11 protein-coding genes are annotated in these 14708 nt (G+C 40.8%); 2 read left to right on the top strand and 9 right to left on the bottom strand.

What is annotated here, in order from left to right:
• Window positions 1-8: 8 nt before the first annotated feature.
• The 5 genes from ABE954_RS05085 to ABE954_RS05105 form a co-directional block, all read right to left on the bottom strand.
• Window positions 9-575, bottom strand: coding sequence for a (2Fe-2S)-binding protein (locus ABE954_RS05085; protein ID WP_217008431.1), 567 nt, complete (start codon window positions 573-575; stop codon window positions 9-11).
• Window positions 572-3490 (bottom strand): xanthine dehydrogenase family protein molybdopterin-binding subunit, encoded by a 2919-nt coding sequence (locus ABE954_RS05090; protein WP_371025745.1) that lies wholly within the window; start codon window positions 3488-3490, stop codon window positions 572-574. The genes ABE954_RS05085 and ABE954_RS05090 overlap by 4 nt, the downstream gene beginning before the upstream one ends.
• Window positions 3491-3928: 438 nt before the next feature.
• The gene (locus ABE954_RS05095; RefSeq protein WP_042848917.1) at window positions 3929-5164 is read right to left on the bottom strand and encodes a cytochrome c; all 1236 of its coding nucleotides are present in this window, start codon (window positions 5162-5164) and stop codon (window positions 3929-3931) included.
• On the bottom strand, window positions 5161-5712 hold the full coding sequence (locus ABE954_RS05100) for a (2Fe-2S)-binding protein (protein WP_129467145.1): 552 nt from the start codon (window positions 5710-5712) through the stop codon (window positions 5161-5163). Before ABE954_RS05100 ends, ABE954_RS05095 begins: the two co-directional genes overlap by 4 nt.
• Window positions 5709-8504 carry a xanthine dehydrogenase family protein molybdopterin-binding subunit gene (locus ABE954_RS05105; protein ID WP_371025746.1) on the bottom strand — a complete coding sequence of 932 codons (2796 nt, stop codon included), beginning with the start codon at window positions 8502-8504 and terminating at the stop codon, window positions 5709-5711. Before ABE954_RS05105 ends, ABE954_RS05100 begins: the two co-directional genes overlap by 4 nt.
• Window positions 8505-8699: 195 nt before the next feature.
• Here ABE954_RS05105 and ABE954_RS05110 point away from each other — a divergent pair, with 195 nt between their 5' ends.
• Window positions 8700-9263, top strand: a complete 564-nt coding sequence (locus tag ABE954_RS05110; protein ID WP_371025747.1) for an NTP transferase domain-containing protein — start codon at window positions 8700-8702, stop codon at window positions 9261-9263.
• Between the two features lie 9 nt (window positions 9264-9272).
• Window positions 9273-10283, top strand: a complete 1011-nt coding sequence (locus tag ABE954_RS05115; protein ID WP_206227348.1) for an XdhC family protein — start codon at window positions 9273-9275, stop codon at window positions 10281-10283.
• Between the two features lie 118 nt (window positions 10284-10401).
• Here ABE954_RS05115 and ABE954_RS05120 read toward each other — a convergent pair whose 3' ends face one another.
• The 4 genes from ABE954_RS05120 to gltS form a co-directional block, all read right to left on the bottom strand.
• A complete protein-coding gene (locus tag ABE954_RS05120) occupies window positions 10402-10755 on the bottom strand; it encodes a RidA family protein (protein ID WP_042848912.1) in 354 nt (117 codons plus the stop codon).
• A gap of 2 nt (window positions 10756-10757) precedes the next feature.
• Entirely contained in the window at window positions 10758-11999 is a 1242-nt protein-coding gene (locus ABE954_RS05125) for a D-amino acid dehydrogenase (protein WP_371025748.1), read from the bottom strand.
• 56 nt (window positions 12000-12055) lie between these two features.
• Entirely contained in the window at window positions 12056-12964 is a 909-nt protein-coding gene (locus ABE954_RS05130; RefSeq protein WP_129467147.1) for a LysR family transcriptional regulator, read from the bottom strand.
• A 247-nt stretch (window positions 12965-13211) separates the two neighbouring features.
• On the bottom strand, window positions 13212-14417 hold the full coding sequence (gene gltS, locus ABE954_RS05135) for a sodium/glutamate symporter (RefSeq protein WP_042848909.1): 1206 nt from the start codon (window positions 14415-14417) through the stop codon (window positions 13212-13214).
• Between the last annotated feature and the right edge of the window lie 291 nt (window positions 14418-14708).

Raw genomic sequence — 14708 nt, forward strand, 5'->3', positions numbered from 1 at the left:
CTTTCCCCTTATTCTATTACACAGCCGGGGGTGTCGAGAGCAACTTTTCTCACCGCTTCATAATAACGTACATAGCCGGTACAACGGCAAATATGTTCGTTGAGAGCTTCTTCTATTGCATGTTCTAGCTCTGCGCGTTTAATTGGGTGTTTCTTGAGCTTATCAAGAAATACCGTCGCGCCAGTGACAAAACCAGGGGCACAATACCCACATTGGAAAGAGAAGTTTTCGATAAAGGCTTGCTGGATTGGTGTTAATTCAATGACGTTGCCTTGTTCATCAAGTTTAGCTTGCCCCTCGATGGTGACAATATTTTTATGATTAAAGTAATGAGCACCAAAGATGCAGGTGCGGCTTTCAATCGTTGAGCCATCGGGTTGAATTTCCATGATGGTGCAAGCGTGGCAGATCCCTTGCCCACAGCCGAAGTGAGTACCAGTGAGGTCTAAATATTCATGTAAAAATTCAATCATTGGCATACCAACAGGGACATCAATAGGACCAATTTTTTTGCCGTTAATGGTCAGTGTTAATGGCTTGCGCTCAATAATCGGAACGGCATTTTTGATATTCATGAGAGGGCCTTTTTAATTTTATCAACCGTAATCGGGAATTCGTAGAAACGCTTGCCTGTAGCGTGGGTTAATGCATTACTAGTCGCTGGTAAGATGGGGATCATTCCAAGTTCAGCCATACCTTTTGGTGGTGAGGTCTCAGAAAGGGGCGGTAAGTAATCGATGGTTTGCTGCCATACGGCGACATCTTTAGCTCGAGGCAGAACATAGCGGTTAAAATTCCATGTTCCATTACCGGGGCCATCTTCATATAACGGGAGCTCTTCCATTAATGCGTGACCAATCCCCATTGCGGTGCCACCTTGGATTTGCCCAGATACTAATTCAGGTACAATCATAGTGCCGGGGTCCATAATCATATGGTGACGCATGATCTCGACTTCGCCAGTCATGGTATTGACATTGAGCTCAACTAAACAGGATGCGGGCGTCACTGTAGTCGGGTCGGCTTTTGCGCGCTGTGTCGGCGGGTAGTAGGCAATATTACGTTTAATGAAATGATAACCGCCTGTTGTCATTTGTTTTTTCAATTTTTGTGATGCACCATCACCATAACGTACAGATATCGCATCAAGAGGGAGGTTTTTTAAGCCAACAGTAGGAATATCAAATTCTGCACGAGCCCATTGCCAGCTTGAGTATCCATGTACGGCGACGCCTGTAATTAACCCCATTTCATGAGCTCTTTTTGCAAGTTTGTCGAAGGGAATTGGTTTCATGCCTCCGCCGCCAATACCTTCAGGCCCTACTCGGATATCTGCGAATTCGACATTTAAGCCATTGAAAGCTCCACCACCAGGACCTTCACTCCAAATACTTTTTGCGGCAGGCCAGAGTGTGTTTTCCAATAGAAAATGCCCGGCTTGGCGAGTACCGAAACCAATGTAGTAAACGCCACTAGATGAGCTCATATCAGGGATAAGAGCGGGCGTCCAATAAGGATCAGTTTTAGATAACTCATCTTGTTTTTTCTGGTCTGCCCAACTGGTTTTAAGGGGTAACTCCTCAAATTCAGTGACGCCAAACTCGACAACATCAGGGGCTTTACTCAGCGCCTGCCATACCATCACTTGTTGTGCGGTTGTGCCGCCAGTACCAATTTCTTGCATACAATGGCGCATGGTGAGTTTGCCATTGGCGTCAAATTCTAGGGAGAGGATAGTAGGAACGCCACTTGAGCCGTAAACTTGTTGTACTTGAGCAAAACCAACACCGTAGAGTTTCCCCAGGTTTTTTGCTTCATATTCTGCTTTATTTTTATTACGTTCGACCCAAATTGGGTGGTTTTCTGCTAGGTTTAACATTTCTACATTGCGAGGATCGCCTGCAATAACACCACCTTGAGTATTTGGATAACCTTCTAAAATAGCGTTACGGCGGCGTAACTCGATAGGGTCAATGTTAAGATCATGGGCGATTTCATCGACCATTAACTCGGTGACCGCCATAGATTGTAATGACCCAAAACCACGCATAGAGCCGGCTTCAACTGCAGGGGTCGCCATTGCTAAGGCTGTTAAGTCCGATTTAGGGAAATAATAAATCGATTGGGCTCCACGGACAGCAACGTGAGATACGGCAACGGAAAGGTTTTCACGACCTCCGCCATTACAGTTATAAGTACCTTTTAATACATCAAATTTACCCGTTTTTTTATCACCCACAATGGTGACATCCATTTCAATGGAATGGCGTTTCATCCCCATTTGAAATTGTTCATAGCGGTCGTTTGCCATACGTACTGGTAGCCCATCGGCATAGAAACTTGCCACCATAGAATAGAACGGGAAAACCGAATAGTCTTTTGAGCCATAACCTACCGTAGAGCCAGTTAATAGCACAATATTCTCGACTGAAAAGTGTTTATTGTTTTTAGATAACTCTGCTGCTGCATTTACTACACCAGCAGGTGATTGTGTCGCGGTTAAAATATGCAGTGTTTTGGTTTGTGCATCATACCAAGTGTTACAGTTATCTGGCTCCATAGCACAGGGGTCGATAGACTGAGAAAAACCGTGGCGTTCAATGACAAATTTATTGGGGTCCTGTTTTGCAGCTTCGACCTCTTGCTCAATTTGCCGTGCGTAATCCATGGCTTTTTCTTGTTTATCGGGGTGTTTTTCTGCTTGGTGTAAGGCTTGAATAAAACCACCCCCGCGATCTTTTCGAATGACAGGTGGAATGGTTAGTGCATGTTTAGGGTCATAAGGGGGCCAAATGGGGGTATTACCATCAAAACCGCCTTTAATTCCTGAATCTTGGTAAGGAGAAAAAATGGAAGGGGAAAGTGGTGTTTCACCCCCAATGCGAACGTAACGGGCTGCTCCATAGTTAGCTGGCGGTTTGGGGCCGGTGACGGCACCGTATTTTACCGTGTTCGTTGCAAACCGTAGCATTCGTTGTGCAGCACTAAAATGATCAAAATCCTGATAAATTAAGATGGCAACAGGGTGGCCGATAATAGGGGGCGTCTCACCAAGAGGGACTAAAATATTGGTGCCATAGAACCCTTTCCCCATACTAGTATCTTGAGGAATATTTAAACCATCTCGTATAAGGTCTTCTTGCAAAACAATTTTATCGGGTTGTAGATTTGGCCCTAGCATTGAAATGTCGATGCCTTCAAAGGTTTTATTCGCTTCCGTTGCTTTTAACATAAAGGCATAACTTTGTTTTTTAGGCCAGCCAGGAATATCTTTTGCTCGGTAATCGCGTGCAAAGTTTTTACGTCCTGTTACCTTCTCCACACCGTCCCAACGAAAACGAGCTTTACCATTTTGACCGATCCAATCTGTTGGGGGAGAATCTGAATCAAGCTCCATTGCACTAGCAAAAGGTAATTTACCGACCATAACAGCAATACCTGCAATGGTTCCGAGTTTGATAAAATTGCGTCTAGAAATTTGTCCCGACATTTAGTGCTCCCTGATTATATTCTTAGGAGATTTTATTAGTGATGGAGATAAATAATTCATCTTAATTGTTAATAGTAATATTATTTTGTTTCGATGATATCTATTCTAAAATTGATGATTAATATCAGATTGCTCAGTAAGTTAGATAAGAAATTATGTAAATAGTAAGGTTATCTATAGAGGTATATCAAGAATGAGTAAAGGGATTTATTCAAGAAAGTGAATAATATTGTTAGAGTCATCTTAATATGACAGTATTGAATAAAGTCACTGAGTTTTATCAGGGTATGATTTAATTAAATCAAATGAAATATTATTAATAAATACATAAAATCAACATGTATTTAATGATATAGAATCGGTTGTTATGCGCTGATTTGGTGGCGAACTATCGAGCTTGTTAATATTGCTACAAGCTCGATAGCTGCTTTTTAGTTGTTACTGACGTAATGCTTTAATTTTATCTGGGGTGACATCTGCGGGTTGTCCCCCCCATTGGACCCGAAGGAAATTTACCAAATCACTGATTTGCTCATCTGTAAGTTGGCCTGCAAATCCAGGCATACTTTGCATGTTTTGGTTATTTGGGAATGGTTGTTCAGGTAAACCATCCAAAATGGTATTAATTAAATTAGTACTATCTACATCACGAAGCGTTGAATTACCTTTTAGCGCAACAGCGACATTAGGTTTTCCTTCTCCATCGTATGAATGGCAGCCAGAGCAAGTTTCCAAGTAAATTTGGTGGCCCTGTGGAGAACCCTCACCTATATTTAATGGTGAAGTTGCGGGTGGGTTGTCGCCCATTAAATAGGTCGCAATGGCTTTGTTATCTTCAGGTGTGAGATGTTGTGAGCTAAGATAAATCACCGGGTGCATATCACTGAAAGCAGACCCTTGCGGAGCGATACCGGTCATAAAAAATTGTTGCAAGTCCTTTGTTGTCCAACCGCGAGCTGCGAGAGCTTCAGGTGTAATATCTGGCGCCATAAAACGGCCTAAAGACCCACCTTTCATAAAGTTATCTAAATCCATTTCACCAAGTTTTCCTCTTGGAGTATGACATTCAGCGCAGTGCTCTAACACATTGACTAAATACTTTCCTCGCAACCATTCAGGAGAGCTACCTTGTGAACTATTTGGTAGGGGCTTATCGTTAAAAAACAATAAATTCCAGCCAATCATTGCCATACGTTGGTTTAGTGGAAAGGGCAGTTCGTTCTCAGGAGGAGCGACATCGACAGCAGGTTGGCTCATGAGGTAGCTGTAAATAGCATCAGAATCTTCACGCGTTATTCCTTTATAAGAGGTATAAGGCATGGCCGGATAAAGGTGCTTGCTAGGGGGAGAAATACCCTGAGTCAAAGCGGTATAGAACTCGTCTTTTGTCCAACGACCAATACCGAAATCAGCGGATGGCGTTAAGTTACTGCTGTAAATTGTCCCGAATGGCGTATCCAGAGGGAAACCGCCTGCCAGTGGTGCGCCATTGGCACTTGTATGGCATGCAGCGCAGTCACTCGCAAGGGTAAGGTAATGGCCTCGTTCGATTTCTTGTGCTGTCGCGGTAACTTTTTGCACTGGGCCATCTAATGTACGGCTTTCGTACCAATACAGCACAGCCCAAACGATAACAATGATGGCTATAAGCCATAATAGAATGCGTTTAATCATTTTATGGCCTCCTTGAGTAACCCTGGAGTACTGAGGACCACATCGCGTACGGCTTCGTAATAACGCACATAACCGGTACAGCGGCAGATATGATTATTAAGGGCTTGTTTAATCGCTTCTTCTAAATCTTCTTCGGCAATTGGGTTTTTCTGCAGTTGCTCAATAAAAATAGTTGCAGCATTAACAAAGCCGGGGGTGCAATAACCGCATTGAAAACTAAAGTGTTCAACAAAAGCTTGTTGCACTGGGGATAAAGTAATGTCGCCGTTTTCTTCTTTAGTTGCAGCGCCTTCAATTGTGCGAATACTTTTATTATTAAAAAAATGAGCCCCTGTGATGCAGGTTCGTATTTCTTCACTTGTACCGGATGGGTTGTCTAATATCACGACACAAGCGTGACAAATACCTTGCCCACAGCCGAGCCTTGAGCCCGTTAGGTCTAGGTATTCATGTAAGAAATCAATCATCATTAGGCCAGCAGGGACATCTATCGGTCCATAGGATTGGCCATTGATAGTTAGGGTGAGAGGAAGGAAATTTATGCTCATGATATTACCTCTATGATGTCTTCAGGGCGAACTGGCAGGCGCAGGAAGTGATGTCCTGTTGCGTCAGCAATGGCGTTAACGATGGATGAAACGACAGGGATCATTACGACCTCTGCGACACCTTTAGGGGGATCTGTTTCTGAAAGCCCCGGTAGGATTTCATTTGTCTGCTTCCAGACGGCAACATCACTGGCTAACGGCATATGATAACGGTTGAAATTCCATGTTCCGTTACCCGGTCCATCTTCATAGAGAGGTAAATATTCGTGTAATGCGTGGCCTATCCCCATCGCGAGTCCACCTTGGATCTGCCCTGAGACAAGCTGAGGTACAATAAGGTTGCCACATTCAACAACAGTATGATGATCTAGAAGTTCAACATGTCCCGTTGCCTTATCAATTGAGAGCTCAGAAAGTGTAGCAACAGCACTGTAGTAGGTGACACCTGCATTATTACGTTGTGTGTCAGGATAATAGGCTTTTTCACGATGCCAAACTTGGTAATCTTGATCTGCAAAGCGTAAAGAAAGACCATCAATGTATAAACGACGTGTCTCACCATTAATTTTGAAGTCAGCTTCAGCCCATTGCCAGCGGTTAAATACGTGGCAAACGGCGCCTGTAACCCCACCCATTTGGAAAGTTCGTTCAACTAAGCGAGATAAACTCAGTACTTCTAATCCATTAGCGGTTAAGCCATTTTCAACCCAACGCGCATCTTCACGTCGAACAACGAGAGGAGCGGCTTGTCCATTACCAATACCTTCTTGCCAAATAGACATCGCAGCAGGCCATAAACCATATTCGAATATTAATCGAGCGGCTTCATTCGTACTTTGAGTGAAATAATAAGCGGAATTACTCGCACTTGCTGGTGAACAATAATTAGGTGTCCAAAGAGGGTTCTGTGCTAAGCGTTCCTGTTCTTCTTGTGACATAGCGAATGGATTACCACTCGAAACCATCGGTAATACAGACCAATCAACGACAGAAAAATGAGCTTCTTCTGCAGGTTTACCTAGCCATTTAGCGCAAACCACCGACTGAGAGGTTGACATACCTGTGCCAATTTCCGCTCCACTGTGATAGATAGCAATTTTACCTTCAGGAGTTAGCTCGACGCGGGCAAATGAAGATTCAGCTCCTGTACCAAAGTCTTTTTGTACACATGAAATACCTGTGCCAAATAGTTTTCCACTATTTTTTGCTTCAAAGTCGGCTTTACGTTTGGCTCTTTCTAGCCACATGGGGTGCTCAGCGCAACGGGATAGCACTTCATCGGCACGAATTGCGCCGCCAGGGATAGCGCCTTGGGTATTTTTCATACCTGATTTAATCAGGTTTTTCATTCGAAACTCTATAGGGTCTGCATTCAGTAATTTTGCGGCTTCTTCCATCAACATATCGGTGGCAGCCATTGCTTGCAAAGTCCCATAGCCACGAGCTGAGCCAGCATCTACAGCCCTTGACGCAATCCCGACTGCTGAGAGATCACTACGAGGGACGTAGTAGATTGCTTGGGCGCCAGTTGCCCCGACCATAACAACCGAAGGGGTAAAGTTACAGCGCCCGCCACCATCGCCAATGAATGATGCAGAAAGCGCTTCGATTTTGTGGGTTTTTTTATTAACGGCTAACGTGTAATCCATATCAAAAGCATGGCGTTTAATACTGGATTGAAATTGCTCATAGCGGTCATTGGCTAACCGAATTGGTACACCATCACCATAGAGTGTTGCCATAGCACCATAGTATGGAAATGGTGCATGGTCTTTGGAACCATAACCCACGGTAAAACAAGGATGTAAGAAAATTTGTTTAATCGGAAATTTTGATTTTGCCAACATCTCAGGTAGCGAAGCTGCGACTTCTTGAGGAGATTGAGTTGGAATAACTAAATGGAATGATTGGTTTTTTGCATCATACCAACCATTAGCATTATCAGGCTCAAGTGCTGCGGTATCAATAGATTGTGAGAAATAGTTACGTTTAATAATTAGCCAATCTTCAGGTGGGTTTTCTAACTGCTTGGCGAGTTCATCAGCATAAAACATGCCTTCTTCGTCCAGTTTTCCGCCTTCACGCCCTTCGGGCCAAACTGGTAGATGTTTTTTCATCCCGATAGGGGAAATTGGCATGTCTTTTAGACTAGAGTATACATCTGGTGAATAAGGCGTTTCTCCGCCAATTCTTACACCGCGGTAAGTTCCCCAAGGATTGCGTTCGAGAGGGCCAGTATAAGCGCCATATTGAATGACATCATCACGGAATTTTAGCGTTTCTTTCGCGAAGTTAAATCTAGCGAAGTCATGATAAATCAATAAAGCGACCGCTTGACCTAGATATGCGGGGGTTTTCCCTGTAGGTAACAACATGTCATCACCATAAAAGTCAGGGAAGGCGACACCATCTTTTTCTAAATCTGCTGCCGTCACAAGGCGATCAGGCATTAACCCATCTTTAAGACGACTGAGGTCAAAACCTTGATAGATTTTATCGGCTTGAGTAACTCGAAGTAGAAATGCATGACCCTGTTTTTTGGGCCAGTGAGGGATATCGCGAGCGCGTATATCTCGAGCAAATACTTTTTCTCCTTGAACTTTGGAAAAACCATCAATTCGAAATTTTATTTGCTTATCTATGGGATTCCAATCTGGAGATTGAAGGATTTTTTCCTCGAATAGCACGTCAAAGGCACGGCTATACAAAGGCGCTAAATAAACAGATATCCCAGCAATAACGGCACATTTTAGAAAGTGTCTGCGGGAGAGTTCGACATTGCTTTTGCTCATAATACACCCTTACACTTATTTTTACTGTATCAGTGTTTTTATTTTTATAATTGCATTGATATTTATTCTATATCCATTTAACTATTGTTCAACTACTAATAATTAGCAAATTAATGAAAACTAAAGCTTGTTATCTTATTGAATATACCTTATCTATGAGATACGCAATAAATATATATACACATAACGTAACCTATGAATATTGGCATTTTAATATTAGCAGCAGGAAAAAGTGAACGTTTTCAAAAGGCTGGAGGTAAAGGAAGTAAATTAAATTTCGTGCTTGATAAGCAAACGGTTTTTGAGAAAACTTTATATAATTCAATGGGTAGTGGGCTTCCGATTCATGTGGTTACTCGCCCAAATAATGTTGATGTTATTAATAATTGCTTACAATTTAACATTTCATTTTCATTGTTAAATAGTGATGGGCTGGGTGATTCTATCGCATTAGGTGTTAAAGAAACATGGCACTTAGATGGGTGGTTGATTCATTTGGCGGATATGCCATATATAAATAGTGAGTTATTTGTATGTGTAGCTAATGAATTAAAATATCATTCATTAGTAAGACCTATATATCAGGGGTGCCCTGGTCATCCTGTGGGGATATCTGCTAAATACTATTTAGATTTAATTAGATTGACGGGGGATGAAGGTGCAAAATCGCTATTACACCATAATGTTGTTTATGAAATGGATATAAATGATAAAAATGTTATTAAGGACATTGACTATCCAAGTTTTGATAACAAATAGGGAGCAAATATGTTGCGTGAAGATGTTTCTGTTATCTCTCAAGCGGTTGTTTGGATAAAAGAAGGGCCTATCTGGCTATGTACCGTATTGAATACTTATGGCTCTTCACCTAGAAGCCCTGGCTCTCTTTTGGTTGCAAGAAGTGATGGTCAGTATTTAGGCTCGCTTTCTGGAGGTTGTATTGAGGAAGACTTTATTCAACGAATTAAACAGACTGAATATACGGATAGCAGCCAAGTCGTACGTTATGGGCGAGGTGGCATCGAAGCCAAAGTAAATTTACCCTGTGAGGGGAGTTTAGATGTTTTAATAGAATATTTACCAAATAATGAAAAATCACTTAATTATCTAATCGAAATTCAAAATGCATTATTGGGTTATTCTGCAATTATCAAAAAAGTGACATTGCCGCAGCCCGGAATGATTAATACGGTAAAGGATATTGAGTTTTCAACACAGATAGAACGAGATGGTCACGATATTCAATTATACATTGCAGCTCCCCCAAAACTGATTATTGCTGGCATTTCAACAGTTGGCGCTTATTGTGCTAATTTTGCACTCACTTTAGGCTTTGAAGTGATTATTTGTGATCATAGAAATGATGAGTTATCACGTTTTTCGCAGCAGATTCCCTCTCAGATAGAAATCATACCTGTATTTCCTGCCCGTTATTTAGAAGAAAAGGGGTGTTCCCCTAATAGTGCAATAGTTTCATTAACTCATGACCCGCGGATCGATGATTTGACATTAATGGAAGCGGTAAATACAGATGCATTCTATATTGGTGCAATGGGCTCTGTAAGAACAAGCGCTCGTCGAAGAGAGCGTTTAGTTGAGACGGGCGGTATGTCAGTCGATGAAATTAAGCGTATTCATGCACCTATTGGTATTCCTATTGGGAGCAAAACCCCCCCTGAGATAGCATTAGCTATTATGGCGGATATTGTTGCTTATAAAAATGGGGTGAATTTGTCTAATCAGGTATGTGATAAGAAAAAGTTGATGACGACAGCTTAAATAGCATGTGATATTGAAAACTAAAGTTTCCTAACCATGGCTTGGATGAAAAAACAGTGAGCCTTTAATTTTAGGCCTCACTGTTTTTATTGATAGCGAGGTATACAGTTAAAGTATATTAGGACTGGGAAGCAATAACCATAATCTCAACAAGTACTTGGTCACGAGCCATATTAGCTTCAACCGCTGCACGCGCAGGGCTATTTTCTACAGGCATCCAATTTTCCCATGCTGCATTAAAGGCGGAAAAGTCTCTCGCCATATTTTTAATCCAAACTTGAGCAGATAAAATACGGGTTTTATCACTGTTGCTTGCTGCTAATAAAGCATCTATTTTCGCAAAAACTTCTTCAGTTTGTTGCGTAATATCGCCAGTTAAATCATTCGGTACCTGCCCTGATAAATAAACAATGCCTGCATGTTCAACACTATCAGCTAAGCGTGGTTTTGGGTTATTACGTTTAATGGGCATAGTTACCTCGTGAATCCAGTTAAAGAAATAGGTGATTTTTGTTCTGTAATAAGTTTAGTTAATATTTCTGCACTACCAGCAGCGAGTGTGAAACCTAAACTGCCGTGACCAATATTTAGCCACAAATTGTGGTATGCAGTTTTTCCTAAAATTGGAGGTCCTTTAGGTGTTGATGGACGTAAACCAAACCAACTTTCGGCGCTATCAACTTGTGGTAGCTCTGGAAAGGTTTTTTTTATGATTTTTTTGAGCGCTTTTATTCTATTTTCGCGTAAGCCAGCCGTGTCATATCCAATATCGACCATGGCAGCAATACGGAGTTGGTCATTAAGTTTGGCATAGACAATCTTATTTCCGTAATCAGTCACGTTAATTTTAGGTACTGTATTTTCTGTTTGTGGATATTTCACACTTAAGCTATACCCTTTAAGACCTAATATTGGCACATTAATTTTGAGCGACTTCAATAATTCACGACTGCCGTTACCTGCACAAACAATAAAATCATCGGCTTGAATTATTCCCTGGTGTGTCGCTACGCCTGTAATACGGTTATCTTGTTTAATGAAATATTGGACTGATTGTTGTAAACAAAGATTAAATTGCGGTTGAGTTTGCAAATATTGCAGGAGATTTTTACAGAACAAATAACAATCAGCACTTTCATCATCAGGGGCATAGATGGCACCGACTAATTGGGACTGTATATGTTTTAAAGAGGGTTCCAGTTCGATGATTTCAGCGGGTGTTAATGTTTTTTGGAATTGTTTATCGGCGGTTTCGTTGGCTTTTAGAAAGCTTTTCGAATCACGGTGGATAATCAGTTTGCCTGATTTTTCCCACGCAAAATCGCCTAAATCACCTTTTTGACGCCATAAATTCATCATATTTTTGCTTAATAATGATAAGCGTAAAAGATGGTCTCCGTTGATTCTATTGGTTTTTCGGTTACAAGCTAATGTGAATTGTGCTAACCAAGACCATTGGTGCACAGACGGGGTTATCTTTAAATTTAAAGGCGAGTCGTTTTTCCCCATCCAACGCAAACCTTGTAAAGGCACACCAGCATCGGCGAGTGGGGACACATAGCGATAACTAAGCTGACCACCATTTGCAAAACTGGTGTGCATTCCAACATCTGTTTCAGACTCAATTAACGTGACAGTTTGCCCCGCTTTAATTAATGCATATGCGGTACTTAGTCCAATCACACCGGCACCGATAATCACCACATGTTTAGCCATAATATTCTATAACCAATAATCACTAAGGAGTTATTATTTAACGGTGAATAGGTTAACTAAACAATTGAGTTTTCATTACCAGAGTATAACTTTTGGTTAACTGTTTTATTCCTTTTTTCCAAAGTTAACGCCAATGTATTGACGTAATTTTGTGCCGCTTTCGTTAATGGTCTATCCGCACGATGAAAGACGGAGACTGCGAGCTGTAAATCTTCTTTGAGAGGGTAAATCATTGATTCGGGTAAGGTATGCTCAGCTGAAAAAATATCGGTGATGCTACACCCCAACCCAGCTTGGACGAATTCAGCTGCCATATGATAAGTATGAACGCTAATGTTTGACTCTAAAAACTCATGGCGTTCTTGTAATAATTGGGCCAATGAATCTGAGCCAGGGTGTATCCAACGCTGTTGATCAATATCGATAAGAGAAACAGGTGAGTGTGATGGTGGTTTACTGTCTACATAGACCAACGGAATATTAGCAATCGGCAGCATTGTGATCCCACCTTCAATACTTAGGTTGAAGCCTATGCCAATATCTAAGTCTTGCTGAGTTAATAACTGCATAATATCTGTTGTGTGATGTGTTCCTATGGTCAGTTTAATATTGGGATGTTTTTTTATAAACAGAGCCGTTACTTCGGGAACGAGGTTTAACCCCAAGCTGGGGAGACACCCTACAGCAAGTTTACCTTGAGGGTTACGTGATAAGTTTTGTGCTAAAATTCTTAGCTTTTCTAAGTTGTGATAAACTTCTTTGGCTTCTTCAAACAGCAAATTGGCTTCATCAGTAGGGAGCAATTTCCCTCTTATCCGCTGAAATAACACTAGCCCAAGTTGTTGCTCTGCATGTTTTAAGGCTTTACTGGCTGCTGGTTGTGAAATATGTAAAACTTCTGCTGCACGAGTTAAAGACCCACAGGTCATGACTGCATAAAAAATATCAAGATGCCTTAATTTCATTGTATAAAACCTACTATTTTTCGCTATATCACTATGTTAGCGAAATCATTTAAATTAATCCGGATAAGTCATCACGTTGTTACGATGAATGTGAGCGATTACTCTATTTTTCGCTAATCAAGTTTTTCTTAGCGCAAAGGAACCAGTAAAGTTCAATAGTCTTTGAGGGGAAACGTGGGTAACTGAAAAGAAACAGAGAAGCGAGCCTATAGCTTTTTGTTATAGGCTCGCAAGTTATACTATCGTGTTAAGTAAAGTAAGTACCGATTTCAATAAAGATCTTAATTATGATGCTATTTGCAATATCAACAATAAAGGCTCCAACCATTGGAACAACTAAAAAGGCTTTATGTGATGGGCTAAAAGCTTTGGTAACTGTTTGCATATTGGCAATAGCTGTAGGGGTTGCCCCCATACCAAAGCCACAATGCCCTGCACTAATAACGACAGCATCATAATCTTTACCCATCATCTTAAAGGTAACAAAACAAGCGAATAGCACCATAACCATAGTTTGTACGGCAACGATGATTAAAACAGGCCCAGCCATACTCGCTAATTGACCAAATTTGAGTGACATTAATGCCATGGCTAAAAATAGTGATAATGCGACACTGCCTAATACATCAACTGTTGGCTCAAAAACCTCATGCTTAAATACATGGGTTAATACATTACGGATAATAATACCAACAAATAAACACCACACAAAAGTAGGTAAATGCAACACGGTATCTTTAAATAATTCACTGATATATCCACCAGCGACGATGCAGATAATTAACATCGAAATGGTCTCAATCACATTATTTGCATTAATTTTCCGCTTAACGCTAGGTTGTTCAAAAGCCTCAATAATTGTTTCTTTTTCAAGTTCAGTGGCTTTTGGAATAGTGACTTTTTTCAATAAGTGACGAGCAACAGGACCACCAATTAACCCACCTAAGACTAAACCGAGGGTAGCGCAAGCCATCGCTAATTCAACTGCACCTGTGACACCGTATTTATCAGCCAGTATTGGCCCCCAAGCTCCTGCATTACCATGCCCACCGGTTAACGTCACTGACCCCGCAATTAAACCAATAAATGGGCTTTCATTTAATAAAACCGCCATTCCCATTCCTACTGTATTTTGAATGGTAATCAAAATGGTTACTGCGATGGTTAATAAAACGAGAGGTTTCCCTCCTTTTATTAATCGAGAAAAATCTGAACTTAACCCAATTGATGAGAAGAAGGTGATCATTAGAATGCTTTGTAGTGAAGCATCGAAAGTAAATGAATAACCTACTGTTTTATCAACGATTAATAAAATTATGGCAACAATAAACCCACCGACAACGGCTTCAGGAATATGGTTTTTTTGAAGAAATGGTGTGTATTTAACGACAAACATACCAATCAATAGCGCCAAACAAGCGACTAATAAAGTGTAGCTGGCATCTAGGATCATTATTTTACCTCAAGTTAGTTTACCAGAACTTTCACTGTTGTTATTTAACATTAGCGACAAATTAAATTACTTTGCTTAACTTTTGTTTAACAATGAGTTTTGTTTGGGTATCTATAACTTTTAGTTAAACATGATCTATAACACTATTTAGATATTGTTTTTTTCGTCGTTGAGTATTTTTGTGAGAATATCACTAATTATTTGTTTTTATGGTTTTTTTTGTTTTTGTGCCGTTTTTATATCGTAATGATAATGGTGTAAATGAGGTGTTTTTTTATCTGAGAAAGGTAA

Source organism: Providencia sp. TYF-12 (assembly GCF_041344805.1).
Taxonomy (GTDB): domain Bacteria; phylum Pseudomonadota; class Gammaproteobacteria; order Enterobacterales; family Enterobacteriaceae; genus Providencia; species Providencia huashanensis.

Excerpts from the sequence above, each read along its gene's own strand:
- ABE954_RS05085 (WP_217008431.1), bottom strand. The coding sequence starts at position 575 with ATGAATATCAAAAATGCCGTTCCGATTATTGAGCGCAAGCCATTAACA.
- ABE954_RS05090 (WP_371025745.1), bottom strand. The coding sequence starts at position 3,490 with ATGTCGGGACAAATTTCTAGACGCAATTTTATCAAACTCGGAACCATT.
- ABE954_RS05095 (WP_042848917.1), bottom strand. The coding sequence starts at position 5,164 with ATGATTAAACGCATTCTATTATGGCTTATAGCCATCATTGTTATCGTT.
- ABE954_RS05100 (WP_129467145.1), bottom strand. The coding sequence starts at position 5,712 with ATGAGCATAAATTTCCTTCCTCTCACCCTAACTATCAATGGCCAATCC.
- ABE954_RS05105 (WP_371025746.1), bottom strand. The coding sequence starts at position 8,504 with ATGAGCAAAAGCAATGTCGAACTCTCCCGCAGACACTTTCTAAAATGT.
- ABE954_RS05110 (WP_371025747.1), top strand. The coding sequence starts at position 8,700 with ATGAATATTGGCATTTTAATATTAGCAGCAGGAAAAAGTGAACGTTTT.
- ABE954_RS05115 (WP_206227348.1), top strand. The coding sequence starts at position 9,273 with ATGTTGCGTGAAGATGTTTCTGTTATCTCTCAAGCGGTTGTTTGGATA.
- ABE954_RS05120 (WP_042848912.1), bottom strand. The coding sequence starts at position 10,755 with ATGCCCATTAAACGTAATAACCCAAAACCACGCTTAGCTGATAGTGTT.
- ABE954_RS05125 (WP_371025748.1), bottom strand. The coding sequence starts at position 11,999 with ATGGCTAAACATGTGGTGATTATCGGTGCCGGTGTGATTGGACTAAGT.
- ABE954_RS05130 (WP_129467147.1), bottom strand. The coding sequence starts at position 12,964 with ATGAAATTAAGGCATCTTGATATTTTTTATGCAGTCATGACCTGTGGG.
- gltS (WP_042848909.1), bottom strand. The coding sequence starts at position 14,417 with ATGATCCTAGATGCCAGCTACACTTTATTAGTCGCTTGTTTGGCGCTA.